The sequence below is a fragment of the Pseudomonas sp. LA5 genome, assembly GCF_028640825.1.
Taxonomy (GTDB): Bacteria; Pseudomonadota; Gammaproteobacteria; order Pseudomonadales; family Pseudomonadaceae; genus Chryseomonas; species Chryseomonas aestiva.
This window is the reverse complement of the sequence record NZ_JAQYZY010000025.1, coordinates 222,880-249,460: the sequence shown is the minus strand read 5'-3', so window position 1 is coordinate 249,460 and position 26,581 is coordinate 222,880. Positions and strand designations below refer to the sequence as shown.

The window sequence follows — 26,581 nt, the reverse complement described above, 5'->3', positions numbered from 1 at the left end:
AGGAAGGAAGTAGCTCTGACTCGGCTCTCAATACCTGCCGGTGGCTGAATCGATACAGATCCGGCTACCTGTATATGAAAGGCCCGACGCAGCGCAGTTCCGGGCCCTGATGGCGAACCGACAAAGCGTTGTTTTTTCTGGAAAAATCAGGAGAACAGCGGTAACGCGAACGCCGCAGCGAGGCGGCAGGGGAAGGCCTGGCCGAACGGCCAGGCCGGAACATCACATCACTCGGTGGCGGCAGGCTTGGCCGTGGCCGCCTTGGCACGGGAAGCGCGCGGCTTCTTGGGCGTGGCTGGTGCCACACCTACGCCGGTGGCCTCGACGTTGGCGTCAGCCTTTGCCTTGCTGGCCGGGGCCTTGCTCGCACCGGTCTTGCCTGCACTGGGCTTGACCGCCTGCTTGACCTTGCTGGCAACCTTCTTGGCGGCCGACTCGACCTTCTCGGTCACGGACTCACCGGCAGCCGCGTCTTCGGTAGCGGCCTTCTCGCTGCCACTCTTGGTCTTGCCGGTGGTGCCGGCCTTGCTAGTAACAGGCTTTTCCGCGATGGCTGCAGCCTTGGTCGCCCGAGGCTTCTTGGCCGCGGTCTTCTTGGCCACGCCTTCCTGTTCGGCTTCGTACAGTCGGGTCGCCATCTCCCAGTGGCGATCATGTTCGTGAGCCGGCCGTCCTTCGGACTCCCAGATCTGATAGGCGAGCTGCTGGATGCGTTCGTCTTTTTGGGTCATTGCGGTGCGGCTCCTTGAGTGATGTCTTGTGTGCTGAGCAATCCAAGCGGAAAACGTGCCAGAACCTCGCCGACAGAAAGCTCTTTCTTCTGGTCATGGACAGATGCCGGGGCAAAAGTTTCCCCAAAACGGTACATGGACAAGGTTTCGGGAAGTTTTATCCGGGTGTCCTGCCAAGCCTCCGCAGAAAATTGCAGTTTTCCGTTGTTCTCCAGCAGTTCGGAGGCATGCACCGGCACGATGACGATCACTGCCTGTTGTTCCCAGGTACGGGCAAAGGCCAGCACCTGATCGGCGTGGGCACCCACTACGCTCAGGGGCAGATAGTCACCTTCGGTGAACAGTTGCGGCCGCTGCTTGCGCAGTTGCAATACGGCAGCCAGTACCTGCTGCTTGATCTCGCCGTTCTGCCAGGCATCCAGAGCAGCATCGACCGAGGCGTGCCTGGTCAGCGCCTGCTGCCGCGGGGCGTAGTCCACGGCGCGACGGTTGTCGGGCTCCACCAGGCTGAAGTCCCAGAATTCACCACCCTGGTAGAGGTCGGGCACGCCGGGCGCGGTATTGCGCAGTAGCATCTGCACCAGGCCGTTCAGGCCACCTGCTGGCGCCAGTTCCTGTACCGCAGTGACGATCTCGCTGCGCAGGCCGCGGTACTGATCGTCGGTGAGCAGACCTTCCAGAAAGGCCTTGCAGGCCGCTTCGTAGTCCCCGTTCGGAGCCCACCAGTCGGACTCCAGCTTCTCCTCGCGCAGGGCCTTTTCCTGCCACTGCAGCAGACGCTCCAGATAGGCCTCCAGACCCTGCCGGTCATCGGCCTGCAGATGCAGTGGCCAGCTGGCGAGCAGGGTCTGGTAGAGCATGAGTTCATCGCCCGGCGTCGGCGCCGGGGCGTCGTTCCACTGGCCGCGCAGCGGGGCGGCCTGCTGCATCCAGCGGGTGGCCTGGGCGATGTAGGCATCCGGACGTTCCGAGACCACCGCCAGGCGAGCGCGGGTGTCCTCGCCACGCTTGTGGTCGTGGGTCGCGGTGGTGAGCATGTTGCGCGGGAAGTGTTCAGCGCGCCAACCGCTGGCCTGGTGGAAGGCACTGACCGGCTGGGCGAAATGCTGCGGATCGAAACCCACGTCATTGCGCGACAGCAGCGGTGCGGAGCGATAGCAGGCGGTATCTTCCACGGCCTTGGCAGCAATGGGCGAAGTGAGCTGCTGGAACTTGGTGATCGCCCGGCGCTGTTCGCGACGTGCCACGCTGCCCACGGGCTTGTGCCGCGGGGCATCACCACCCAGCCAGGCGCGCAGTTGCTCCAGTAGCGGCTGTTCTGCTTCGCTGACATGGGGGCGGGCGGCCTCCAGCGCGGTATCGAACCACTGGGCATCGGCACCGACGAAACCCGCCGCGCCGGCATAGGTGCGATAGACCTTGAACTGCACGATCAGCTCCAGCAGCACCCGGCGGATGGCGCCCTGACTGGTGTCGCGGGTACGCCAGTCCTGTTGGGCGAGCAGGTGCAGGGTGTGCACGGCGGATTCGAATTCGCTGGACAGCGCGCCGGTGAGAACCAGACGCCGTGCTTCCCGTACCTCTTCGAGGAAGTCCTCGGTACGACCGGTCCGCTCGGCCCAGAACCGGCGGAGCGGTGCTTCGCCGCTGGCCGCATGCTGCACCGCCGAGACCTCGTTCATGAACTCGTAGCCGGTCGTGCCATCGATGCCCCAGCCTTCGCGCAACTGCTCGCCATCCGCCAGGATCTTCTCGATATAGATGGGGAAGCCATCTTCCGGCGCGCCACCGGTGCGGCTGGCGCAAAGGTCGTCCACCCGACGGCGCAGCTTGCGGCAATAGGCACGGGGATTGGCCAGGCCGTCGATGTGATCCAGGCGCAGGCCGTCGAGCAGGCCTTCGCTGATCAGGCGGAAGATCAGCGAATGGGTCTCCTCGAACACCTCGTGGCGCTCCATGCGCAGGCCGCCGAGTTCGGTGATGTCGAAGAAGCGCCGCCAGTTGATGTCGTCCGATGCGGTGCGCCAGCTGGCCAGGCGATAATGCTGACTCTCCAGCAGGGCATGCAGGCGTTCCTGGTTGGCCGGCTGGCTGCCATCGAAGGCGGCGACCGCCTTCTCGATGGCCGCTGCCACAGCGGGATCCCTGGCGGCATCCGCCAGCTGGCGCTGGGCGCCGCGGGCTTCGTCCAGATCCTTGGCACGTGCCGAGAAGGCATCCGCGAAGAGGCTCAGTTGGGGCAGGTCGCTCTCGCGCAGGATCTGGCCATAGGTGCCTGGGTTGATGGGGAAGTGGTGGGCGTAGTACTCCACGCGGAAGGCGCCTTGCTCGGCGTCGAACACCAGCTTGAGGTCGCCGGCCTGCAGCACGTTGCCATAGGCGTCACCGAGGAAGGGCAGCAGCACCTGGCCCTGCAGATCCGGGTCCGGGCCGTACCAGTTGATGTCGTAGAAGCCGGCATAGCGGCTCTGACGACCCCATTCGAGAATATCCAGCCACCAGGCATTTTCCGAACCGCCCACATTGGTGTGGTTGGGCACGAAGTCGGCGATCAGCCCCATGCCGTGCTCACGCAGGCGGGCGACCAGGCGCCGCAGCGCGTCTTCGCCGCCCAGCTCCGGGTTGACCCGGGTCGGATCCACCACGTCGTAGCCGTGCACGGAGCCGGCGCGAGCGGTGGTGATGGGCGAGGCGTAGACGTGGCTGATACCCAGCTTGGCGTAGTAGTCCACCAGGGGCAGGGCATCGTCGAAGGTGAAGTCCTTGTGGAACTGCAGGCGTACGGTAGCGCGCAAGCGACTCATCGAGTGTTCTCCGGATTATTACGCGCAGTGCTCAGCACGCTCAGGCGTCGTTTAGGGGTAGCAGCGTTCAGCAGGCGCTCGGCCGGGTCGTCCCAGCGGCGCAGCCAATTGGGGTGTTCGTTGGTGGTGCCGGGCAGGTTGGCCTGCTCCAGCTGGCCCAGGGCGTCTTCCACCGGCAGGATGATCAGCGGTGCCGGGGTGCGGCCGATGAAGGCGATGGCGGCATCGACCGCCTGTTCGACATTGCTTTCCCGGGGGTCGTCCAGTTCCAGCACCTTGGCCAGGTATTGGCGATCCTCGGCCCGCTCGTCGAGCCGGTCCTGGCGCGAGGTGCCATCGGGCAGCAGCCCCAGCTCCTCCTGCCAGTCGGCATCGCGGCCCTGCCACCAACCGGTAAGGGTCGGCAGGTCATGGGTGGTGGGCATGCCCATGGCTGTGTCCGACCATTGCGCAGCGGGCTTGAAGGCCTTGCCATCTCGCTCGAACAGCAGCACCTGCATGCCCATGATGGCGCGCTCGGCCAGGCGTTCGCGGAAGCCTTCGGGCACCGTCCCCAGGTCTTCACCCATGACCACGCAGCGATGACGCCAGGATTCCAGGGCGACCAGTCGCAGCAGGTCGTCGATGGGGTAGGAGAGATAGGCACCGTCGGCCGGCGAAGCGCCCTCGGGCACCAGCCAGAGGCGTTGCAGGCCCATTACGTGGTCGATGCGCACACCGCCGGCATGGGCGAAGTTAGCCCTGAGCATCTCGATGAAGGCGCGGAAGCCATGCTTGACCATGCCGGTGGGCGAGAAGGCGGAAATGCCCCAGCCCTGGCCTTTCTGGTTGAGCAGGTCCGGTGGGCAACCCACGGTGACCGAGGCCAGCAACTCTTCCTGCCGACTCCAGGCCTGGCTGCCACCACCATCCGCGCCCACGGCGATATCGGCGATCAGGCCGATCTTCATGCCCGCGTCGCGGCACTGTGCCTGGGCCGCGGACAGTCCTTCGCTGGCCAGCCATTGGGTGAAGGCGTAGAACTCCACGTCCTGGGCATGGCGTTCGGCGAATTCGGCCACGGCCGGGTTCCTGGGGTCGCGATACTGCTGCGGCCAATGCTGCCAGCTCGGCGAGGCAGCGCCCTGGGTGAAGGAGGCATGCAGGGCTTCGAAGCGACAATGGTTTTCCAGCGCCTCGCCACCGTCGCGGCGGAAGGCCTCGAAACGCTCCCGCAGCTCGCCGCCGGCGGTGCGGAAATCCAGGTGCAGGGTGCGCAACAGGCGCAGGCGCAGCTTGGCCAGCGCCGGCCAATCGATCAGCTCCAGCTGCTCCAGGCGCTCGGCTTCCGCCTGCAGACCGGCGCGCTGCATGGCCTGGCGTACGGACTCGGCACCCAGGACCAGCTCCGGCGCGGCATAGAGCACATTGAAGAACACCCGACTCGATGGCGAGTAGGGGCTGTAGCGGCTGCCATCGGCGCTGAACATAGCGTGCAAGGGGCTGATGGCCAGGGCGTCGGCGCCTTTGTCGCCGGCGGCCTTGGCGAAGTGCACCAGGCCCTGGAGATCGCCGGCGCCGCTGCCCCCTTCGCGTCTGAGGCTGTAGAGCTGCACGGCCAGACCCCAGAGACGGGCCTGTTCATTGCCGGTGGCGTCGGCGATGGTGAAGCAGCGTTCCGGCGCGACGGCCAGGGTCAGGGCTTCGCCATCGACCTCGGCCTGGTGATAACCGGCGGCGCTGATCGGCGCCAGCTGTCCGCGGTCGTCGACCTGGCCGTCCAGACGCTCGCCGCCTTCCAGCTGTACCTGGTAGCGGACACCGCGCTTGAACTGGTCCGGGGCACCGACCGGTTTATCGACCACTGCGGTGATGAGCGGCGGCAAGTGGTGCTTGTCACCCACCTCGGCCAGCTTGCGCAGGCTGGCGTCGATATCGGCGTCACTGTCCGCCGGCAATTCGATGGCCTTGAGCAGATTGCGCAGCGCCTCCGGGCTTACGCGTTGGCGCTGGCCGTCGTAGGCGGTCCATTCGATGGCGATGCCGGCGGCCTCGGCCAGTTGTTCCAGACGATCGCCACTCATGCCTTTTTCTCCAGCCAGACCAGTGCCGAATGCGCGCTCAGCGTGCCGTCCTGACGGGCAGGCGTTGCTGCAGCGTCGCTGCTGTGCAGCAACTCGCCCTGAGGCGCCTCGTCCAGCTGTACGGCCTTGTCGCTCAGATTGAGTTCGATGGTCAGGCGGCTGCCGTCGGCGAGGCTCCAGCGCGCGCGCACGGCGCGGTCGGCCAGGGCTTCGGCGCCTGCGGGACGCGCCCCTTCCAGACGCGGGAAGAGTTCGCGGTGGCGGATCTCCAGCAGCTCGCGGTACAGCCCCAGCCAGGCAGCGTGATCGGGCTGATCGGCTTCGCCGAAATTGGGCTTGGAGTCCTCGAAGGTCTTGGGCGCGTTCGGATCGGGGATCTGCTGGCGATGCTCTTCACTGGTGAAGAAATCGAAGTCCTTGAACTCGTTACGGCGACCATCGCGGACCAGTTCGGCCAGCTCATCGTTGTGACTGGTGAAGAACAGGAAGGGCTGACGGCTGCCCCATTCCTCGCCAATGAACAGCAGCGGAATCATCGGACTGAGCAGCAAGAGCGCCGTGGCGGCCTTCAGCGCCGGCTCCGGTGCCAGACGGGTCAGGCGTTCACCGAAGGCGCGGTTGCCGACCTGGTCGTGGTTCTGCAGGAAGATGACGAAGGCCGAGGCCGGCAGGTCCTTGCTGGGTTCACCGCGGGCCTTGCCGTGGCGGGTCTGCTCGCCCTGGTAAATGAAGCCTTCGCCCAGGCAGCGCACCAGCTTGGCCGTGGCGTCCTCGGTGAAGTCCTGGTAGTAGCCTTCGTTCTCGTCGGTCAGCATGGGATGGATGACGTTGTGCCAGTCGTCCGCCCACTGCGCGTCGTAGTGCTTGCCGCCCAGCAGGGTGGCGGTGTTGTCTTCGTTTTCCAGCATCAGGTGGATGTGGCGACCCGGCTCGACGGTGCTGCGGATCTCCTCGGCCATCTCTTCGAGGAAGCCCTTGTCGTTGATGGCATGGACCGCATCGAATCTCAGGCCATCGAAGCGGTACTCCATCAGCCACATCAAGGCGTTGTCGATGAAGTAGCGGCGCACGGCGTCCTGACGGAAATCGATGGCGGCGCCCCAGGGTGTATGGATGTCTTCGCGAAAGAAGCGCTCGGCGTAGGCGTGCAGGTAGTTGCCGTCCGGCCCGAAGTGGTTGTAGACCACGTCCAGGTAGACCATGACGCCATGGCCGTGGGCGGTGTCGATCAGCGACTTGAGATCGTCCGGGGTGCCGTAGGAGGCTTCCACCGCATAGGGCAGGACGCCGTCATAGCCCCAGTTGCGATCGCCGGGAAATTCCGACAGCGGCATCAGTTCGATGGCGGTGACGCCCAGCGCGGCCAGGCGGGGTACCAGCTTCTCGACACCGGAAAAGCCACCCAGGGTGCCGACATGCAATTCGTAGATGACGCTTTCGTGCCAGGGGCGACCCTGCCACTCGACGCTTTGCCAGTGATAGGTGGTGGGGTCGATGACGATGCTTGGCTCGTGCACGTCGCCGGCCTGGGCGCGGGACGCAGGATCCGGGACCAGCAGGTCCTCGATCTGATAGCGATAACGGGTACCGGCGCCGCACTGGGCCTCGACCGCGAACCAGCCGTCTTGCTCGGCCTCCATGGCAAGGGTCATGCCGCCTTCCAGGACCACCGAAACGGCATCGGCGCTGGGTGCCCAGAAGTGGAAGAAGGTGCGGTCCTTGCCCACCAGGGTGGCACCGGCACGGGTTTGCCAGGCATAGCCCCCGGTCACCGCGGCTGCGTCGCGCGAAATATCAGTCATGGATAGAGAACTCCCGAAGCCGGACGGCAGAAAAGACACTGCGGCCCAGTTGGCCGCAGTTGCTGTTATGACCGGTGAGAGTTGCTCAAAGTTGGGCGGGGATAGCGCTTTTCGTCGGCCTTTTGGCGAAGGAAAAGCGCTTGGTAGCCACGTCGGGCATCAGGCGCCGACGTGACGCTCCTGATGCGCGGTGGCCTGGAGCAGATCGAGGTACAGCGAGGCGTACGGCTTGGCGCATTCGGACCAGAAGAATGGGCCCTGCATGGCCCGGTGCCGCATGGCCAGCAGCAGGTCCTGACGTTCGAACACACCCAGGGCGCGGTCGATGGCGCTGATGTAGTTCTCCAGCGACAGCGGGGCGAACAGGAAGCCGGTGGTGCCGTCCTCGATACTGTCGGCCAGACCGCCGGTGCGGGTGGCGATCGGCAGGGAGGCGAAGCGCTGGGCGTACATCTGGCTCAGGCCGCAAGGCTCGAAGCGCGAGGGCATCAGCAGGAAGTCGCTGCCGGCATACATGCGTCGGGCTTCCGTCTCGCAGAAGCCGATGTGGGCACTGACGCGGCCAGGGTAGCGCAGGGCCAGGGCCCGCACCTGACGCTCGATGTGCGGCTCGCCGCAACCTATTATCATCAGCTGGCCGCCACGGGCGACGATGTGATCGGCGGCCTGGATGGTCAGATCGATGCCTTTCTGCTGGACCAGCCGCGAGACCACGGCGAACAGCGGGCCATTGGACGGCTCGAGACCGAATTCCTCGCGGATGCGAGCCGCGTTGACCGCCTTGCCGTCCCAGTCGGATTCGTGGAACTGCTGGCACAGATGCGGATCGCTGCAGGCGCTCCAGCCATCGTCGATGCCATTGAGCAGACCGGTCAGCTTGCCTTCCCGCGCCTTGACCTGCAGCAGCCCTTCCAGGCCGCAGCCGAATTCGGGCGTGGTGATCTCGTGGGCATAGGTGTGGCTGACCGTGGTGATGTGGTCGGCATAGACCAGGCCCGCCTTGAGAAAGGAAACCTTGCCCCAGAACTCGAGGCCTTCCATCTGGAAGGCATGGGGGGGGATATCCAGGTCGGCCATGACCGAGGCGGGAAACAGGCCCTGGTAGGCCAGGTTGTGGATGGTGGTAAGGCAAGGGGTGCTGGCACCCTTCCAACGCAGGTAGCCAGCAGCGAGGCCGGTCTGCCAGTCGTTGAGGTGCAGCAGGTCCGGCACCCAGCGAATCGAGGCGTCGCCCAGGGCGAAGTCGGCCGCGGCGCTGGCCAGACGACCGAAACGGATGTGGTTGTCGGCCCAGTCGGCGCCGTTCAGGTCGCCGTAGGGATTGCCCGAGCGCTCGTACAGCTCGGGACAGATCAATACATAGACGACCAGCCCGTCGTCCAGATTGACGCGACCGATGTCACAGGCGGGCATGGCGGCACGGGCGGCGATGCGGCCGACCATCTGCACACGGTCCTTGATCGCGGCCATCACCTGACGGTAGCCGGGGATCAGCACCCGGACGTCATGGGAGGCGGCGAGGGCGCGCGGCAGGGCGCCCGAAACCTCGCCCAGGCCACCGGCCTTGACGAAGTCGGAAATTTCCGGGGTCACGAAGAGGATACGTTTGCGGCTTTCGACGACGGAGCTCAGCGTCAGCTGAGGCTCATCCGTGCGCTTGCGAGGAGAGCTGGATCTGGTGGAAAGAGTGGCAGTTTCAACGGGCTCCAGAGCCCCAAATTTCCCCACGACGGCATTTGCCATGGTGCGCTCCCAATGCAGCAAGTTCGAGACTGAGGTTTACCTGATTGCTTCTTCCTGAAGCTCGATGCTCCTGGTTCAAAAACGCCTACAGCCGAGCTGCTACAGCCTTTTTGCCGGTCATCTCTTCTGAGATGTCTGGATTTGGGCGAGAACTGCTTCGCGGAATTCCAGATTGCTCTCGCACTGACTCTCGGACAACGTCACAAGTTTCCTGCTCGAATGTTGCGGTCCTGCTTCGTATTGCCAAATACATGCCCGAAAGCTGGCGCTCACTCTTGGTGCGCTAAGAAATAAGCTGCAGGTGAACCGCTTAATGGCTGCCTGATCGAGACAATTAGCCGATAAATCATACTTCTGGCTGGCGTACGACCGGTTCGTGCCTTTCGTCGGATTGTGGTGTGGGAAGCACATCGCGACGTCCCAGTTCGGTTCGCAGCTTGGGCAGGCAGAGGGGGAACTCACGATTGATGTAGGTGATCAGCCGTTCCCGCACGAAGCAGCGCAGGTCCCAGTTCTTCGAGGAATCGCCGGAGCTCACCAGCACCCGGATCTGGATCGAATCATGGGACGCATCGGTCACCTGCAGCACACAGACACGCTCGTCCCATAAATGGGGCACCTCGGCACAGGCGCGTTCCAATTCGGTGCGGATCGGCGCCAGGGGCAGGGAATAGTCAACCCATATGAAGACTGATCCGATCAGGCTGGAGGAGGAGCGCGTCCAGTTCTGGAAGGGGGTCTCGATGAAGTACTGCAGGGGAACCACCAGGCGACGGTCGTCCCAGATGCGGACCACCACATAGGTGCCGGTGATCTCTTCCACCCGGCCCCATTCCCCTTCGACGATGACCACGTCGTCGAGCCGGATCGGCTGCGTCACGGCGATCTGCAGACCGGCGATGAGATTGCCCAGTACCGGGCGTGCGGCGATACCCGCGACCAGGCCGGCGACACCAGCGGAGGCGAGCAGGCTCGCGCCCACCTGGCGAACCGCGGGAAAAGTCATCAGCATCAGGGCGATACCTACCAGCAGCACGACGAAGCTGAGGCTGCGTACCAGCACCCGATTCTGCGTCTGGATTCGCCGTGCCCGCAGGTTGTCCACCACATCCACGGGATTGCGCAGGGCGATGGTGGCTCCGACGGCCTTGACCGCCCTGAGACCCAGCCAGGTGAAGGCAGCGATGCTCAGCAGGCCGGTGAGATGCTGTACCGCACGCAACAGCGGCAGGGCATCGGGTGCGGAATTCCAGACACCTTGCAACACCACCAGAGGGACCGCCAGCCGCGCTGGCTTCTCGGCGTGCTTCACCAGGTTGCGCGCCAGCAAAAAGGGATTGGCCAGCCGGCGGATGGCCGCAAACGCCACTATCAGGAGGATGCTGCTGATCAGCAGGGCGACCCCCGCCGCGATCAGCGTGGTGATCCAGGGGGCGTTGAGCCAACCTGTCCAGTCGATGGCCGTCATACGCATTTCCTCAAGCAGACGGCTTCCCGGGATCCTGAAAAGCTGACGCGGAGGAATCGCGGGAAGCCTTTCGAGATACCTGTTTTCCGACTGAGGGGCTTCGCCACGGTTCCCCGAGGAAGCGGCAAAATACCCTGCCAATTAATACCACCCCTGTAGGAAAAAACCTGTTCCGCTCCCGGCAGGCTTTTCTGTCGATCAGTGGGGCAGGATGTCGCACCTCGCGTCTAAGCTTAGAGGAGAGTGCGCAGCGGACGCAGGATAGGAGTAGAATTCGCGCCCCAACGAGATACGTCCAGTCAGATGGCGGACCTGCGGAGATCGAGACGGATTTATGAAGCCAGTGGTAGTGGTTGTCGAAGACGAGAACATGTTGCTCGGGCTGATGGAAGAGGTGCTCGAAGGCGAAGGCTTTCAGGTGCACACCTTCGGTACCGCGGACCAAGCCTGGGAATACCTGTCGAGTGCGCGTCCGACGCCGGATCTGCTGATCACCGATGTCCGCATGCCGGGTGCCATCGACGGTCTGGAGCTGGCGCGTCGCGTCAAGCAGCAGCTGCCGGGTCTGCCCATCATCGTCTCCTCGGGTTATTTCGAAGAACTCCAGCCTGAACGCGCACCGGATATCTACTATCTGCCCAAGCCGTGGCGCTTCGATGATCTGCTGGCCGGCTGCTTCCGCTTCCTCAATCAGCGCAAAGGCTGATTGCTGTCCTCCGCGGCCTGGTTCCAGGCCGCTTTTCGCGCTTTTTGCAGTTCATACCTTCACCTGGCTTCCCGGCTCGCCAACCTGGCGCAAGGCCTCTGGCCCGGGAAAAGCATCCAGGTAATAGCCCCCACGGGCCGCGCCCCGCGCTGTGATGGCCCATCCCGTGGCAGGGATAGGCCAGCGTCTCAGCGTGGCGATCAGTTGCCCAGGACGTCGACCAACCCCAGGACGAAGAACAGCACGATGCACACCGCCGCCACGGCAACGGGGATGAAGCGCGGATCCTTGATAGCCTTCCATACGGCCTGACGATTGCTGCGCGACCTTTCCATGACACCGCTCCAGGAGGAAAGCCGGCGAGCTTAAAGCATCGCCGGGGGCGGCGAACAGCGGGGCAGGGCGGCTCTCGTCGGCATTTCCGGCGGCTTCGGCCCCTAGGCGACGCCGATCTTCCACTGCGGTGGGGGCGGCGTGCCGTTGACCGCGAAGTCGCCGACGATGCGATCCTTGTAGATGCGCGGATTATGGGAGGCGAGGGTACGGGCATTGCGCCAGAAGCGATCCAGTCCCTGCGGTCTCAGCGTGGCCGAGGCGCCCAGAGCGTCGAAGAGGCGTCCGGAGGCATCGATGATCAGGTCCGTAACCACATTGAGCGACTGGCAGACCTCCAGTTCGGCCAGTTCCACCGCGCGATCCTCGGCCGCCTGGTCATCCGCCTGCCTGAGGTCATGCACGCGCTGCAGCGCTTCGGCATTCTTCAGGGCGATCACCCCGGCGCAGTAGGCGGCGCTGCGCACCTGGCCTACCACTGCCAATACCTGTGGATCCTGGCTGACCCGGTCGGCATTACCAATGGTGAAGGTGCGGGTGCGAGCGGCGACCGCAGCCGCCACCTCGCTGCTCATGGCCCGCCCCATGCCCGCCAGGTTGGCGAGGTGGAAGACTTGGAAGAAGCCCGGCGAATAGCGGAAGCGCTCGCCTACCGTGACCACGTCCCCAGGCGCTACCCGCACGTTGGTAAAGGTGGCCGTGCCGCTGGCGGTCAGCGTCTGGCCGAAGCCATTCCAGTCATCCACCACCGCCACGCCGGGAGCGTCGCGGCGGATGGTCGCCATGACGCGATTGCCGGCGTCATCGGTGGCGCCCACGTCGATCCAGTCCGCATAGAGCGAACCCGTGGTATAGAACTTGGTGCCCGAAAGCAGCAGGGCGTCACCCTCCCGACGCACGCGGGTACTGAATTCGGCCCGCCGGGCATCGCCGACCTCGCTGGAGGCCGGACCCAGGGTTTCACCCGCGGCGATACGGGCGAACCAGCGGCTGCGGCGTGCCTGGTCATCGCTGTTGAGCAAGCCCTCGACAAAGCCCATGTGACCGCGCAACGCCTGCACCAGATTGGAATCGGCCTCGCCCAGTTCGATGAGCAGGGCAAACAATTCCGGCAGGGTGACGCCCGCACCGCCATGCTCGACCGGCAACCGCAAGGCGGTGAAACCGGCCGCCTTCAGCCAGGCCAATTCTTCGACCGGCAGTCGCCGCTGCACCTCGCGTTCTATGGCGCCCGCGCGAATACGCTGGAACAGCGGCTGAAAGCGGGCCGAGAGTTCGGCGTGACGCGCGGAAGGGCCGGCGCCCCAGCCTGCGGAAATGATGCTCATGGAAAAGAAAATCCTTCTGGTCGTGTCAGCAGAGAGTGGGGAAGCGCGAGCCCAAGACGAGCCAGCTCGGTATGGGCGGCTCGGGTGCAGCCGATCAGCACCATCGCCGCTACCAGTCGACGGCCGAGGGTGCCGACGAGGGATACCCGCGCTGTCGCACGGTATCGGATGCGCGTTGCCGCTTCGGCTCGATTCAGGGTCGGCAGCCGACGCAGCGGAGGGGGGCTGGACACGTCGCAGGCTGCCAGCTCGGCAACGAAATTCACCCTTGCAGTTCGCGCAGGCGCAGCAGGTAGAAGAGTTTTATCAGACAGCGGCATGGCAAACTTTGAAGTTCGTGAAAGTTGGCGGAAGTCTAGATGGGCGTTCAAGAGCGCCGCCAATCTTCAAAGCTGCTAAGGATATGTCTTTAACTGATTTTTAAATGCAGGTGTTGCTCACGAAACAGTTGAGCTGCCTGATCGGTTTTTGCTTATAAGCTTATGATTTTTTGAGCATTATGCTATGTAAGGTAAGACGTAAGAGATTGCTTAAACAAGGCGTTCAATCAGGCGAAGTTACAAGCAGCGAGGTGGTCGAATAACGTCTTTTCATGAGGTAATGCCTTAACGATATTTGGCTTCCCTCTTGTTTTTCCTTAGGGTCAGCGTTGATTTCTCGTTATCAGGACCCTGCGGTGACTGTCTATCTCGATGCGCGGCACCGCCGCCTGATCAAGCTGCTCCTGCATACCGCCACCGGTCGAAGTGAATGGCCAACCTGGGGGCTGATCGTCGGTGTCTACGCCGGCTGGCTGACGCTGGTCTGGGCGTGGCCGCTACTGGGTTTCTGGATCCTGCCGCCGCTGACGATCCTGGTGGTGCTGCATCAGTCCCTGCAACACGAGTTGATTCATGGACATCCAACTCGCTGGCCCGGGGTGAATGCCTTGCTCGCCTATCCGCCCCTCGGCCTCTGGTTTCCCTTTCCGCTCTATCGTGACAGCCACCTGGCGCACCATTGGCGCGAGAACCTCACCGATCCGACCCTCGATCCCGAGAGCCGTTATGTCGATGGCGAACTCTGGGAGCGGCGAGGGCAGGTCGGGCGTGCGTTGCTCTGGATGGACAAGACCCTGATCGGTCGGCTCCTGGTTGGCCCGATCCTGTCGCTTCACGGCATGCTCGATCTCGAAGTACGCCGCGGGTGGCGCGGGGAGCGGGGCGTGCTGCGCGTCTGGCTGATTCATCTGGCGCTGTGTGCAGGCTTGCTCCTGGCGATTCACTGGCTATCTGGCATGCCCCTGGAGGTCTATGTGCTGGGGGTAGCCTGGCCGGCGCTGGCCGTGGCGCTGATCCGATCTTTCTACGAGCATCGTCCGGCGCTGGACCCTGCGCAAAGATGCGTACTCAACGAAAGCGGTGGGGCGCTGCGCTGGCTATTTCTCAACAACACCCTGCACCTGGTTCACCACGATCTGCCGGGCTTGCCCTGGTATTTCATTCCGCGGGTCTATCGAGCCAGGCGCCGTGCCTACCAGGTTCGCAGTGGTGGTTTCCTGTTTTCCGGCTATCGCGACTTGGGCTGGCGTTTCGCCTGGCGACCCGTGGATGCGCCACTGCATCCTCAAGCGCAAGCAGCGGGTACGCCGGCTGGCAGACGGCCATTTGCCATAGTTCTTATCACTAAATAATACCACCCCTGTAAAGAGCTGATCAGTCTCCTTCGACTCCTCTGCTGCAGCACTCAACGGCGAAGGGACCAGCCACGATCGAGACGCCATGGTCGTCATGATCGAACCGAATACCGGCGTTGGACTGCAGACGAAGTGATGCGCAAATTGGGAGCGCTCCGGTTTCACTAGACAGGGGTGTAGTCGAAAGGATGACTTCCGGGATCGCCTCGTCAGGCGTGTTCCCGGTTTACTTCGCCTTTGGCTGATTGCTGCAACAGCCTGACCAAGGCACGGACGCTTTCCGGCAGCGCCTCCAGATCCCTGACCAGGATATTTCGCTCGCGCAGGGCCCAGGGCTCTTCGAGCCGTACCGTCTTGATGGCCATGCTTTTGCCGTGATGCTGGGCGGCGGATTCGGGCAGGATGCCGATGCCCACCTTGGCTTCGACCATGCGGCACACGGCCTCGAAACTGGAAAGCTGGATACGCAGATTCAGGGTGGCACCGAGACGCTCCACCTGATCCCGCAGGAAATTCAGCAGGCTGGTGCCCTCGCGCAGACAGATGTGCTGGTAGTCCAGGGTTTCACGCAAGGTGACCTGGGGCTCGCTCGCCAAGGCATGATCGGTCGGTACTACCAGCGTCAGGCGGTCCATGCTGTAGGGCAGGATCTGCAGATTGCTGGCCTCGATCAGCCCGGCGGTGATGCCCAGATCCGCTGCCCCGTCGATGACCCCCCTGACAATGTCACGATTGAGGCGCTCCTGCAGATCCACCGTCACGCCGGGGCGATCGGCGAGATAGCCGGCCAGCAGCCCCGGGAGGAACTCGGTAACCGCTGTGGTGTTGGCGAAGATACGGATATGCCCGCTGGCATCGCTGCGGTACTCGGTGAATTCACCTTTGAGAAAGTCGACTTGGCGCATAACCAGGCGGGCATGTTGCAGTAGACGCTGACCCGCTGGCGTGAGCTCTACGCCGCGGCTGTCACGGTATAGCAAGCGGATGCCGAATTGGCTTTCGAGGGCCTTTATCCGGGCGCTGGCAGCTGCCGGAGAGAGTGCGGCCCGGCGTGCGCCCTGGGTCAGGCTGGGCGATTCGGCGATATGGATGAAAAGCCGCAGGTCAGGCAGGTCGAAATGCATGCTCTTGTACTCGGTACGTCTTTCGGCGTTCAGCCTAGCCGAATGCCGGCTTACGCAAATGTAAATTCACAGAACGAAACAACTCCCCTCAAGCTGGTTGAGAGCCTAATGACGGGAGCCAGACATGAACACTACGCCGGCCGAAGCCTGGGTGGGGCGAACGCTCGAAACCCACGAGTTCCTGGGTCAACGCCAAGTCGCGCGTATCGCCCATACCTTCGACGAATCGCCGTTGGCTGCAGGCGAGGCGCTGCCGCCGCTCTGGCACTGGGCCTTCTTCGATAATCCCGTGGCAGGTGCCCAGCTCGGGCCCGATGGTCACGCGGCGCGGGGCACCTTCCTGCCGCCGGCGGAAGGGCGTAATCGCATGTGGGCAGGCGGACGCCTGGAGTTTCTCGGCGAACTGCGCGTTGACGAGCAGGCTCGTTGCCTTTCGACCCTGCTACGCGTCGAGGAGAAGGCGGGCCGCAGCGGCAGCCTGCTGTTCGTGACCGTCGAGCATCGCTATTTCCAGCGCGACGAACTGGTACTGCGCGAAGAGCAGGACCTGGTCTATCGCGAGCCCGGAGCGCCCAAGGCCGGCAGCGGCGAAGCCATCGCTCTCGGTGGCTGGGCGGAGTCGGTGGTGCCCGAGCCTACGTTGCTGTTTCGCTATTCGGCGGTGACCTTCAACGGTCATCGCATCCACTACGACTGGCCCTACGCGACCCAACAGGAAGGCTATGCCGGTCTGGTCGTCCATGGCCCGCTCATCGCGACCCTGTTGCTGCGCAGCTTTCGTCGCGCCCATCCCACCGCGCGGATACGGCAATTCAGTTATCGCGGCGTTCGTCCGCTGATCGCACCCGCTCCCTTCACGCTCAGTGGTCAGGTCATCGCGCCCGGCGAGGCGGAGCTGTGGGCCGGAAATGGCGACGGTGTCGCCCAGATGGCTCAGTTGCATTTCGAGTGACAGCGGTGCCCCTATAACGACAAGAGAGAACCCCCCATGCTGGACGAACGACAAGAAGAATTCGCCGCCATTCGCGATGGCGTCCGTGGCCTCTGCGCGGGCTTTCCGGCCGAATACTGGCGCCGAATCGATGAGCAGAAGGGTTTTCCCCAGGACTTCGTCCAGGCGATGACCGAGGCAGGCTGGCTGTCCGCGATGATTCCGGAAGCCTATGGTGGCTCGGGGCTGGGCCTGGCCGAGGCGTCCATCATCCTGGAGGAGGTGAACCGCTGCGGGGGCAACTCCGGCACCATCCATGGGCAGATGTACAACATGTTCACCCTGCTGCGGAATGGCAGCGAAGAGCAGAAGAACAGCTATCTGCCACGGCTGGCCAGCGGCGAGCTGCGGCTGCAGTCCATGGGCGTCACCGAGCCTACCACCGGCACCGACACCACCAAGATCAAGACCACGGCGGTGCGCAAGGGCGATCGCTATGTGATCAATGGGCAGAAGGTGTGGATCTCCCGGGTGCAGCATTCCGATCTGATGATCCTGCTGGCGCGGACCACACCCCTGGAGGCCGTCCAGCGCAAATCCGAAGGTATGTCGATCTTTCTGGTGGATCTGCGTGAGGCCATTGGCAAGGGGCTCACGGTTCGGCCCATCCCCAACATGGTCAATCACGAGACCAACGAGCTGTTCTTCGACGAGCTGGAAATTCCCGCCAGCAACCTCATCGGGGAGGAGGGCAAGGGTTTCCGCTACATCCTCGATGGGCTCAATGCCGAACGCACCCTGATCGCCGCGGAATGCATTGGCGACGGCCGCTGGTTCGTCGAGAAGGCCAGTCACTATGCCCGCGACCGGGTGGTATTCGGTCGCCCCATCGGGCAGAACCAGGGCGTGCAGTTTCCCATCGCCGAGGCCCATATCGAGATCGAGGCCGCCGATCTGATGCGCTGGCACGCCTGCGATCTGTACGACCGCGGCGAAAACGCCGGCGCGGCGGCCAACATGGCCAAGTACCTGGCGGCCAAGGCCAGCTGGGAGGCGGCCAACGCCTGTCTGCAGACGCACGGTGGCTTTGGCTTTGCCACCGAGTACGACGTCGAGCGCAAGTTTCGCGAGACGCGCCTGTACCAGGTGGCGCCCATCTCCACCAACCTCATTCTTTCCTACGTGGCCGAGCACCTGCTCGAATTGCCGCGCTCGTTCTAGGGTGACTGCCATGACCCATACCGAACGTCTGGCGGCCTATCTTGGCGAGCTGGCCTATGCGGACCTGCCAGCCAGCGTCGTCTCTCGGACCGAAGAGCTGTTTCTCGACTGGCTGGGCTCCGCACTGGCCAGCGATGGCAGCCATCCCACACCGCTGTTCCATGCCTATGCGCAGACCATGGGCCCGCGCGAGGGGCGGGCCCGGGTACTCGTCGCGCCCTACGGCACCTCGCCCTACTTTGCCGCGCTGGTCAATGGCGCCGCCTCTCATCTGGTGGAGCAGGATGATCTGCACAACAGCTCGGTGCTGCATCCGGCGACGGTGGTCTTTTCCGCCGCACTGGCCGCCGCCCAGGACCTGGGAAAGAGCGGACAGGAGCTGATCGTCGCCGCGGTCGCCGGCTATGAGGCAGGCATCCGCATCGGTGAATTTCTCGGGCGCTCGCACTATCGGATCTTCCACACCACGGCCACCGCTGGCACCCTGGCCGCGGCGGTGGCGGTGGGCAAGTTGCTGGGCTTCGACCGGGAGCAGTTCATCCAGGTGCTTGGCAACGCGGGCACCCAGGCGGCGGGGCTCTGGGAGTTCCTGCGTGACGCGGCGGATTCCAAGCAGCTGCATACCGCCAAGGCAGCGGGGGATGGACTGCTCGCAGCCTATCTCACGGCGCAAGGGCTGACCGGTGCGCGCAACATCCTGGAAGGCGAGCAGGGGATGGCTGCCGGCCTTTCCAGTGACGCCGACGCCCGCCGCCTGAGCGATCGCCTGGGGCAGCGCTGGGCCTTGCTGGAAACCTCCTTCAAGTTCCATGCGTCCTGTCGGCATACCCATCCTGCTGCCGATGCCCTGTTGGACCTGATGCAGCGCGAGTGCCTGGCGCCCGACGACATTGCCCGGGTAACAGCACGAGTTCACCAGGGCGCCCTGGACGTGCTCGGGCGCGTGGACGTGCCGCGGACCGTGCATCAGGCGAAGTTTTCCATGGGCACGGTGCTGGGTCTGATCGCCGTCCATGGCAAGGCGCAACTGGGCGAATTTGCGAATTCCGCGCTGAACGATCCCGCGGTCGCGGCCTTCCGCGCGCGCGTCGGCATGCGGCTGGACCCCGAGGTCGATGCCGCCTATCCCCAGCGTTGGCTGGGAAGGGTCGAGGTGACAACCCGCCAGGGCGCCGTTCTGCAGGGACGTATCGACGAGCCCAAGGGTGATCCCGGCAATACCCTCGACAGGGCCGAATTGGAAGACAAGTTCCGCCGGCTGGTCGCCTTCGCCGGCAAACGCCCACCCGCCGAGGCCGAGGCCCTGATCGCCCAGGCCTGGCGGCTGCACGAGTGCGTGGATCTCTATTGCTTCACCTGACCCGGAGTGAACCAAGATGGCTGTCGAAAAACCTCGTCCCCTGGATGGCATCACGGTCGTGAGTCTCGAACACGCGATCGCGGCCCCGTTCTGCTCCCGGCAGCTGGCCGACCTGGGCGCCCGGGTGATCAAGATCGAGCGGCCAGGCAGTGGCGATTTCGCTCGGGGCTACGACGAACGTGTCGCCGGACTCGCCTCCCACTTCGTCTGGACCAATCGTTCCAAGGAGAGCGTGGCTCTGGATCTCAAGCAGGATGATGCCCTGGCCGTGCTGGACAAGCTGCTCGCCGGGGCGGACGTCCTGTTGCAGAACCTGGCGCCGGGCGCGGCGAGTCGGCTGGGGCTGGGCTTCGAGGCGCTGCACGAGCGCTTTCCCCGGCTGATCGTCTGCGATGTGTCCGGCTATGGCGCAGGAGGTAGCTACGAGCGCAAGAAGGCCTATGATCTGCTGATTCAGAGCGAGGCGGGTTTTCTCTCGGTGACGGGTGGACCAGACGATGACCAGCTGGCCAAGGCGGGCTGCTCGATCGCTGATATCGCCGCGGGGATGTATGCCTACAGTGGCATCCTGTCGGCGCTGCTGTTGCGGGAGCGGACCGGGGAGGGCAGTCGCGTTGAGGTCAGCATGCTGGAGAGCCTTGTGGAGTGGATGGGCTATCCGCTGTATTACGCCTACGCCGGCATGCCGGCCCCCGCGCGTGCCGGCGCCGCCCACTCCACCATCTACCCCTACGGACCCTTTCCCGCAGGCGATGGCGGCACGGTGATGCTGGGCCTGCAGAATGAGCGGGAGTGGCAGCTCTTCTGTGAGCAGGTGCTGTTGCAGCCGGAACTGGTTACCGATCCGCGATTTTCCGCCAACTTCAAACGTTCGGCGAATCGCGGCGTGCTGCGCGACCTGATCGTCGAGGCGTTCGCCGAGCTCAAGACCGAAGAGGTCATCGCCCGCTTGGAGCGGGCGCAGATCGCCAATGCCCAGGTGAATGACATGGCGGCCGTCTGGGCGCATCCCCAGTTACGCGAGCGTGATCGCTGGCGTGAGGTCGGCAGTCCGGCCGGTCCCTTGCCCGCCTTGTTGCCACCGGCGAGCAACAGTGCCTTCGAGCCGCGGATGGATCCGGTCCCGGCGCTGGGCGAGCACACCGAAGCGGTATTGCAGGAGTTGGGCTATGACCACGCCGCGCTGGAGGCGCTGCGCCAGCGAGGTGCGCTATGACCCCTACCGCCAGCAGGATGGCTGCTGATCCTCGCTCGGCCCTGTTCGTCCCGGCGACTCGTCCGGAGCGAATCGCCAAGGCCGTGGCCAGCGGTGCCGATGTGGTGATCGTGGACCTGGAGGATGCGGTCGCTGAAGCCGCCAAGACCGCAGCACGCGGCGCCCTCGAACAGGCGTTGCTCGCCGCGCCTGCGTTACGGGTCTGGATACGGATCAACGCCGCCGCTCACTCGGCGCACGGCGACGACCTGGCGCTGTGCCAACGCCTGGGGCAGGTGCTCGGGGTCGTCCTGCCCAAGGCGGAAAGCGCCGCCCAGGTCGAGCGCGTCCATGCCGAGACGGGCAAGCCCGTCTGGCCGATCATCGAGAGCGCCCGGGGGCTGGATCGACTCAAGGAGGTCGCCGGGGCTGCCGGGGTGGAGCGCCTGGTGCTCGGTGGTCTGGATCTGGGCCTGGATCTCGGTCTGGAAAGCGGTACGGCGGCAGCCGAACGGCTGCTGGATCAGGCTCGCTTTCTACTCCTGCTGGAAGGCCGACTGGCCGGGCTGCCCGCACCGCTGGACAGCGTCTTTCCAGCCATCGATGACCTGGCCGGTCTGGCGACAGCCACCGCCAGTGCGCGTGACCAGGGCTTCGGCGGCCTGTTGTGCATCCATCCCCGCCAGGTCGCCGTGGTGCACGACAGCCTGCGGCCGACGCCAGCGGAAATCGATTGGGCACGGCAGGTGATCGCGGCGAGTCAGGGCGACGTGGGGGTCTTCGTCGTCGACGGGAAAATGATCGATGCACCCGTCATCGGGCGGGCCCAGCGACTGCTGAGGCGTCTGCAAACAGGTGCTCCGGTGTTAGGCAGAGCTGAAGGCCCTGTTGGGCAATGATGAATTCCACCCCACGGAGGGGGCGCGTTTAATAAAACCGACCTGATTACAAAAACAAGATGAGGTGTCGCCATGCCCACGTTGACTATCAAGACGCTGTTCTGTGCCGCCGTGTTTTCCTTCGTCGGTTCGCTTTACGCGGCAGATGAAGCTCCCATCACCATCAAGTTTGCCCATGTGGTCGCCGAGCACACGCCCAAAGGGCAGGGCGCGGTGCTGTTCAAGAAGCTGGCGGAAGAGCGCCTGCCCGGCCGGGTGAAGGTCGAGGTCTATCCCAACTCGTCGTTGTTTGGCGATGGCAAGGAGATGGAGGCTCTCTTGTTGGGCGATGTCCAGATGCTGGCGCCCTCGCTGGCCAAGTTCGAGCACTACGCCAAGGCGGTGCAGGTCTTCGATCTGCCCTTCCTGTTCGACAACATGGCCGCGGTCGATCGCTTCCAGGCCGGCCCCCAGGGCAAGGCATTGCTGGCCAGCATGGAAGGCAAGGGCATCACCGGGCTGGCCTACTGGCACAACGGGCTAAAGGTGCTGTCAGCGAACAAGCCGCTGCGTGAACCCAAGGATGCCCGCGGCCTGAAATTCCGCGTCCAGGCCTCGGCGGTCCTCGATGAGCAATTCAAGGCACTGCGTGCCGTGCCGCGCAAGATGAGCTTCGCCGAGGTGTATCAGGGCTTGCAGACCGGGGTCGTCAACGGTACCGAGAACACCTGGTCCAACTACTACAGCCAGAAGGTCTATGAGGTTCAGCCTTACTTCACCGAGACCAATCACGGCCTGATCGACTACATGGTGATCACCAATACCAAGTTCTGGCAGGGGCTGCCGGAGGATGTTCGCAGCGAGCTGAGCAAGGTGATGGCCGAGGTCTCTGTCGAGGTGAACCGCCAGGCTCAGGCCCTCAACGACGAGGCGCGTAGCGCCATCGCCAAGGCCGGTACCAGCGAAATCATCGAGCTGACTCCCGCGCAACGCGAAGACTGGCGCAAGGCCATGCAGCCGGTATGGAAGCAGTTCGAGGGAGAGATTGGCAGCGAGGTGATCAAAGCGGCCGTCGACGCCAACAGGGCTAGCTAAAAAAGCCACGAGCGCTTCTTTCCTTCGCCCCCTGTCAGCTGTTGTCGGAGGTTCTTATGCCCGCCGTGACTCGTCTCTGGTGCCGGCTGGAGGAGGCGCTCGTCGCCTTCCTGCTGGCGGTCATGACCCTGATCACCTTCTTCTACGTGGTGGTCAACAACGTTTACGCCGTTTTCTATTATTTCGCCGATCTCCTTCCCTTTCTGGAAAAACCCCTCTTCGCCATCGGCGATGGCATTCTCTTCGTCTCCCAGGAAATGACCTGGAGCGTTGCCCTGGCCAAGGCCGTATTCGGCTGGCTGATCTTCATCGGTCTGGCCTGGGGCGTGCGCCTCGGCGCTCACCTGGGGGTCGATCTGCTGGTCAAGACCTTTCCGCCCGCGCTGCGCAGGTCGGTTGCCTTGCTGGCGGTCGGTATCTGTATTTTCTATTGCGGACTGATGACCTATTCCAGTCAGCAATGGGTAGCGGCGCTTATGAACGCTAACATCGGTGCCGAGGATCTCGACCGCTTCGGTCTGCGTCAGTGGCATATCGTCATGATCGTGCCAATCGGCTTCGGTCTCATGCTTATCCGCTTCGTCGAGGTGTTCCTGCGCATCCTGCGCAACGAGCAGAGCGGGTTCGGTGGACACAGTGAAGCCGAGGATGCTCTCAAGCTCGTCGATGGACACCAGGGCACGGAGCGCCAGCCATGACTATCACCTTTCTGTTCCTGGCGCTTTTCGTCCTGATGTTCATCGGCATTCCGGTTGCCATTTCCCTGGGGCTTTCCGGCGCGCTCACCATCCTGCTGTTCAGCAACGACTCGGTGCGCTCGCTGGCCATCAAGCTGTTCGAGACCAGCGAGCACTACACCCTGATGGCCATTCCGTTCTTTCTGCTGGCCGGAGCCTTCATGACCACGGGTGGGGTGGCTCATCGGCTGATCGAGTTCGCCAACGCCTGCGTCGGCCATATCAGGGGTGGATTGGCCATCGCGGCGATCCTGGCCTGCATGCTGTTCGCCGCCCTCTGCGGATCGTCGCCAGCCACCGTTGCCGCGGTAGGCTCCATCGTCATCGCCGGCATGGTCCGCTCGGGCTACAAGCGCGAATTCGCGGCCGGCATCGTCTGCAATGCCGGCACCCTGGGCATCCTGATTCCGCCCTCCATCGTCATGGTGGTCTATGCGACGGCCACCGAATCCTCGGTGGGCAAGCTGTTCATGGCGGGGGTGGTACCGGGGTTGCTGCTGGGGCTGGTGCTGATGGTGACCATCTACGTCATCGCCCGGATCAAGAATATCCCGGCACTGCCACGCGCGTCCTTCAAGGAGGTGTTGCGCACCGGTCGCCGTGCCATCTGGGGCCTCATGCTCATCGTGATCATCCTCGGCGGCATCTACTCGGGCATGTTCACCCCCACGGAAGCGGCGGCAGTATCGGCGATCTATGCAGCCATCGTCGCGGTCTTCGTGCACAAGGACATGAAGCTGAGAGAGTGCCACCGCGTGCTGATCGATGCGGGCAAGTTGACCGTGGTGCTGATGTTCATCATCGCCAACGCCATGCTGTTCGCTCATGTACTGACCACCGAGCAGATTCCCCAGTCGATCACGGGTTGGGTCGTGGCCCAGGGGTTCTCGCCGGTGGAGTTCCTGATCGTGGTGAACATCGTGTTGCTGATCGCGGGCACCTTCATGGAGCCTTCGGCGATCATCCTGATTCTCGCACCTATCCTCTTCCCAATCGCCGTGCAGCTCGGGATAGATCCGATTCATCTGGGGATCATCATGGTGGTCAACATGGAGATCGGACTGATCACACCGCCGACAGGACTCAATCTGTTCGTCACTTCAGCAGTCACCGGGATGCCGCTGACCACCACCATCAAGGCCGTTTCCCCCTGGCTGCTGGTGATGCTCGCCTTCCTCATCCTGGTGACCTACGTGCCTTATCTGTCCCTGGCCTTGCCGAATTGGTTGGGCATGACCTGAGGCAGAGGAGGGTGACTGGGTGAAGCGTCCAACGACTTGCGATCGGACTCTTCACCCAGTGGTTGAGGCGGCGCCATGTACGGAGCGATCGGCCAAGACCGTCGTTGTCGCTATGTGGCCCCTGAATTGAACCCCGTTTAATACCACCCCTTTAAAAACCGAGCTGCCACCCTTCGATTCCTCTTGCACGAACATGTCATGGAGACGAAAACCGCCCATCTCTGACTCCGCGCTTGGTCCTGGGCCGCTCGTTTTGCTAGCGTTCGCTGCTCAATAGGCGAAGAAGGCAGGGAGATAAGATGACCAACGCAACTCATGACGTCATTGTCCTGGGCCTGGGCGCCATGGGCGCGGCCACGCTTTACCAACTGGCCAGGCGTGGCGTGAAGGTCGCAGGCATCGATCGCTATGCACCGCCCCATGAGCTGGGCTCCAGCCACGGCGCGACGCGCATTACTCGCCAGGCGGTGGGCGAGGGCGCAGCCTACGTGCCCTTGGCGATCCGCTCGCAGCAACTCTGGCGCGAGCTGGAGGCGGAGCAGGGTGTCAGCCTGTTCGAACAGTGCGGCGTGCTGATCATGACGGCCACCGCGACGGCAACCTCTCATCACGGTCGCCCGGATTTCACCCAGGCCACCCTGGAGCTGGCGCGCCAGTACGGGATCCTTCATGAGGCCTGGGATGGCGCCGCCATTCGCCAGCGGTTTCCGCAATTCCAGGTAGCGGAAGACGCGCTGGGCTATTTCGAACCAGGTGGGGGTTACCTCTATCCGGAAGCCTGTATCCAGGCGCAACTGGACGGCGCACGCGAGCGGGGTGCCCGGATCCATACCGATACCGTCATCGAACGGCTGGAGACGGACGAGCAGGGCGTACTGCTGCATTCGGCAGAGGGCCGCTGGCGGGCGAAGCGGGTCATCGTCGCTGCCGGCATGTGGAGCGCTGAATTGCTGGGCGCACCGTTCGACCGGCTGCTGCGCGTCTGCCGTCAGACCCTGCACTGGTTTGAAGTCGCCAGGCCCGAACTGTTTCCGGCGGATTCACCGAGCTTCATCCTCGCCCATGGCAGTGGCGACAGCGATCTCTTCTACGGCTTTCCTCCTCTGCCTGGGGAAAATGCCGTGAAGGTCGCCACGGAACAATACCAGAATAATACCACCCCTAATGGGATCGAGAGATCCCTTCATCCTGAAGAATCGAGCAGGCTGTTCAGTGATCAGGTGGGAAGGTGGGTTGACGGTCTTTCAGACCGGGCGGTACGCAGCGCGGTCTGCGCTTACACCGTGACGTCCGACTTCGGCTTCATCGTCGACGAGCATCCGGCGCTGCCGGGCGTGACCGTAGTGAGTGCCTGTTCGGGACATGGCTTCAAGCATTCGGCCGCGCTGGGCGAGGCGCTCGCCCAGCGCGTGACCACCGGGCGCAGCGACATCGATCTCGGCAGCTTCAGCCTGGCGCGATTCGGCTAGCGGCTGCGCACCGTCAGGGTGACCAGCCGGGTCACTACCAGGGCGATGTACATGACACCGGAGAACTGGCCGAGCATGACCAGCGAGCGCGCCATCGGCTTGATCGGGTAGATATCGCTCAGGCCGACGCCGGAGAGGATGGCGAAGCTGACGTAGAGCAGCTCGGTCCAGGTGCGTGCGGCCAGGGGATCGTTGGCGGCGGTGAAGCTGTTGGGCTGCAGGATCTGACAGGCCGAGTAGGCATGGGCGAAGGCCCAGGCCAGCAGGGTGAAGGTCGCACCCACGGCGAAGAGTTCATCGGTGGTCGCTCGCTGGTCTTCCATCATGTAGGCGATGAGACTGCCCGCGGCATAGAAGTAGAAGATCGCATCGAGGATGGCCAGGGATACCACCAGGTGGCGATTGCCCTGCCACTCCACCAGTACCGTGAGCACCAGGATGCAGCCGGCGAGAATGAACCCCAGCCACTGGATGGTCGGGCTCCGGCGCACCATGCGCAGGGCGGTGGCGAGGACGATGATGCCGAAGGCACCGATGATGGCGCGCCCATGTTCTTCCTGCTCCACGAAGGGGTAGAGCAGCAGCCCGAGCAACTGGATGAACAGCAGGTTGGCGGAGGGGTAACGGACTAGGTAGTGCAGCGGACTCTTCATCGCGACTCGGCGAAAGGCTCAGGG

At 63.8% G+C, this 26,581-nt stretch carries 21 protein-coding genes; 11 read left to right on the top strand and 10 right to left on the bottom strand.

The window, feature by feature from the left end; all coding sequences use genetic code 11:
• Positions 1-227 precede the first annotated feature (227 nt).
• From PVZ72_RS07790 to PVZ72_RS07765, 6 genes are all read right to left on the bottom strand, one after another.
• Entirely contained in the window at positions 228-731 is a 504-nt protein-coding gene (locus tag PVZ72_RS07790; RefSeq protein ID WP_273861618.1) for a DUF2934 domain-containing protein, read from the bottom strand.
• Positions 728-3,535 carry a malto-oligosyltrehalose synthase gene (treY, locus tag PVZ72_RS07785; RefSeq protein ID WP_273861617.1) on the bottom strand — a complete coding sequence of 936 codons (2,808 nt, stop codon included), beginning with the start codon at positions 3,533-3,535 and terminating at the stop codon, positions 728-730. Before treY ends, PVZ72_RS07790 begins: the two co-directional genes overlap by 4 nt.
• Positions 3,532-5,598 (bottom strand): 4-alpha-glucanotransferase, encoded by a 2,067-nt coding sequence (gene malQ, locus PVZ72_RS07780; protein ID WP_273861616.1) that lies wholly within the window; start codon positions 5,596-5,598, stop codon positions 3,532-3,534. Before malQ ends, treY begins: the two co-directional genes overlap by 4 nt.
• Positions 5,595-7,400, bottom strand: coding sequence for a malto-oligosyltrehalose trehalohydrolase (gene treZ, locus PVZ72_RS07775; protein WP_273861615.1), 1,806 nt, complete (start codon positions 7,398-7,400; stop codon positions 5,595-5,597). The genes malQ and treZ overlap by 4 nt, the downstream gene beginning before the upstream one ends.
• Positions 7,401-7,559: 159 nt before the next feature.
• On the bottom strand, positions 7,560-9,143 hold the full coding sequence (gene glgA / locus PVZ72_RS07770; protein WP_273861614.1) for a glycogen synthase GlgA: 1,584 nt from the start codon (positions 9,141-9,143) through the stop codon (positions 7,560-7,562).
• A 346-nt stretch (positions 9,144-9,489) separates the two neighbouring features.
• Positions 9,490-10,611, bottom strand: a complete 1,122-nt coding sequence (locus PVZ72_RS07765) for a mechanosensitive ion channel family protein (RefSeq protein ID WP_273861613.1) — start codon at positions 10,609-10,611, stop codon at positions 9,490-9,492.
• 334 nt (positions 10,612-10,945) lie between these two features.
• On the opposite strand from PVZ72_RS07765, the gene PVZ72_RS07760 reads away from it, so the two are divergent.
• Positions 10,946-11,317, top strand: a complete 372-nt coding sequence (locus PVZ72_RS07760; RefSeq protein ID WP_027599241.1) for a response regulator — start codon at positions 10,946-10,948, stop codon at positions 11,315-11,317.
• 200 nt (positions 11,318-11,517) lie between these two features.
• Here PVZ72_RS07760 and PVZ72_RS07755 read toward each other — a convergent pair whose 3' ends face one another.
• Both PVZ72_RS07755 and PVZ72_RS07750 read right to left on the bottom strand, forming a co-directional pair.
• Positions 11,518-11,652, bottom strand: coding sequence for a hypothetical protein (locus PVZ72_RS07755; RefSeq protein WP_256664572.1), 135 nt, complete (start codon positions 11,650-11,652; stop codon positions 11,518-11,520).
• 102 nt (positions 11,653-11,754) lie between these two features.
• Positions 11,755-12,978, bottom strand: a complete 1,224-nt coding sequence (locus PVZ72_RS07750) for an acyl-CoA dehydrogenase family protein (protein ID WP_273861612.1) — start codon at positions 12,976-12,978, stop codon at positions 11,755-11,757.
• Between the two features lie 676 nt (positions 12,979-13,654).
• Between PVZ72_RS07750 and PVZ72_RS07745 the strand changes: the two genes are divergently transcribed.
• Complete coding sequence (locus PVZ72_RS07745) at positions 13,655-14,650, top strand: fatty acid desaturase (RefSeq protein WP_273861611.1); 996 nt, start codon at positions 13,655-13,657, stop codon at positions 14,648-14,650.
• 212 nt (positions 14,651-14,862) lie between these two features.
• On the opposite strand, the gene PVZ72_RS07740 is transcribed toward PVZ72_RS07745, so the two are convergent.
• Complete coding sequence (locus PVZ72_RS07740) at positions 14,863-15,777, bottom strand: LysR substrate-binding domain-containing protein (protein ID WP_187979194.1); 915 nt, start codon at positions 15,775-15,777, stop codon at positions 14,863-14,865.
• Between the two features lie 124 nt (positions 15,778-15,901).
• Here PVZ72_RS07740 and PVZ72_RS07735 point away from each other — a divergent pair, with 124 nt between their 5' ends.
• The 9 genes from PVZ72_RS07735 to solA all read left to right on the top strand — a co-directional run bounded on the left by PVZ72_RS07735 (position 15,902) and on the right by solA (position 25,904).
• Positions 15,902-16,729 (top strand): FAS1-like dehydratase domain-containing protein, encoded by an 828-nt coding sequence (locus PVZ72_RS07735; RefSeq protein ID WP_273861610.1) that lies wholly within the window; start codon positions 15,902-15,904, stop codon positions 16,727-16,729.
• Between the two features lie 36 nt (positions 16,730-16,765).
• Positions 16,766-17,929 (top strand): acyl-CoA dehydrogenase family protein, encoded by a 1,164-nt coding sequence (locus tag PVZ72_RS07730; RefSeq protein ID WP_405046425.1) that lies wholly within the window; start codon positions 16,766-16,768, stop codon positions 17,927-17,929.
• 10 nt (positions 17,930-17,939) lie between these two features.
• On the top strand, positions 17,940-19,289 hold the full coding sequence (locus PVZ72_RS07725; RefSeq protein WP_273861609.1) for an MmgE/PrpD family protein: 1,350 nt from the start codon (positions 17,940-17,942) through the stop codon (positions 19,287-19,289).
• Between the two features lie 16 nt (positions 19,290-19,305).
• Positions 19,306-20,505: a CaiB/BaiF CoA transferase family protein gene (locus PVZ72_RS07720; protein ID WP_187979197.1), complete on the top strand. Its 1,200-nt coding sequence runs from the start codon at positions 19,306-19,308 to the stop codon at positions 20,503-20,505.
• On the top strand, positions 20,502-21,383 hold the full coding sequence (locus PVZ72_RS07715) for an HpcH/HpaI aldolase/citrate lyase family protein (RefSeq protein ID WP_273861608.1): 882 nt from the start codon (positions 20,502-20,504) through the stop codon (positions 21,381-21,383). The genes PVZ72_RS07720 and PVZ72_RS07715 overlap by 4 nt, the downstream gene beginning before the upstream one ends.
• Positions 21,384-21,455: 72 nt before the next feature.
• Positions 21,456-22,457, top strand: coding sequence for a TRAP transporter substrate-binding protein (locus PVZ72_RS07710; RefSeq protein WP_273861607.1), 1,002 nt, complete (start codon positions 21,456-21,458; stop codon positions 22,455-22,457).
• 56 nt (positions 22,458-22,513) lie between these two features.
• Positions 22,514-23,155, top strand: a complete 642-nt coding sequence (locus PVZ72_RS07705) for a TRAP transporter small permease (RefSeq protein ID WP_273861606.1) — start codon at positions 22,514-22,516, stop codon at positions 23,153-23,155.
• The gene (gene dctM, locus PVZ72_RS07700; protein ID WP_187979201.1) at positions 23,152-24,435 is read left to right on the top strand and encodes a C4-dicarboxylate TRAP transporter large permease protein DctM; all 1,284 of its coding nucleotides are present in this window, start codon (positions 23,152-23,154) and stop codon (positions 24,433-24,435) included. The genes PVZ72_RS07705 and dctM overlap by 4 nt, the downstream gene beginning before the upstream one ends.
• A gap of 299 nt (positions 24,436-24,734) precedes the next feature.
• Positions 24,735-25,904 carry an N-methyl-L-tryptophan oxidase gene (gene solA, locus PVZ72_RS07695; RefSeq protein ID WP_273861605.1) on the top strand — a complete coding sequence of 390 codons (1,170 nt, stop codon included), beginning with the start codon at positions 24,735-24,737 and terminating at the stop codon, positions 25,902-25,904.
• Here the strand turns inward: solA and PVZ72_RS07690 are convergent.
• The gene (locus PVZ72_RS07690) at positions 25,901-26,557 is read right to left on the bottom strand and encodes an ion channel (protein WP_133861899.1); all 657 of its coding nucleotides are present in this window, start codon (positions 26,555-26,557) and stop codon (positions 25,901-25,903) included. The genes solA and PVZ72_RS07690 overlap by 4 nt on opposite strands.
• Positions 26,558-26,581 lie beyond the last annotated feature (24 nt).